The organism is Planococcus sp. RAB007_Raresut, assembly GCF_057369535.1.
This window is the reverse complement of sequence record NZ_JBXYIF010000045.1, coordinates 1-375: the sequence shown is the minus strand read 5'-3', so window position 1 is coordinate 375 and position 375 is coordinate 1. Positions and strand designations below refer to the sequence as shown.

Sequence of the window (375 nt, the reverse complement as noted above, 5' to 3'; positions counted from 1 at the left end):
ATGATGAGTAGACCGATATACGTCGTGATTTGGGAAATGTACGTCAACAAGAAGGTACCGATGCCTCCTGCGACGACAATGATGGTCATCGGCATAACAATGACCGTATACGTCTTCAAGTGGGGAGCGAGCTTCATGACTAGAAGTGTAGCGATTGCAGCGGTCACACCGGCTGTGATCACATCCCCGATGCCCGCCATCACGAACGCACCTTCGTCGATTCGAACGGCACCGCTACCGACATACGTTGCAATCGCGATCGTCCCGGCTTCCAGATTCGATCGTCCGAACTGCATGGCGTCCGCTAGCCCGATAATGGCTGGCAGAAGCCGCATCGCAATCGTCGTCGCATCCAATATGAATTGAAGAGACGGA

At 53.6% G+C, this 375-nt stretch carries 1 protein-coding gene; it reads right to left on the bottom strand.

What is annotated here, in order from left to right:
• Window positions 1-375, bottom strand: a 375-nt coding sequence (locus tag AC2Q9J_RS17680) for a PTS sugar transporter subunit IIC (RefSeq protein ID WP_499041971.1), incomplete at both ends; no start/stop codon positions are given.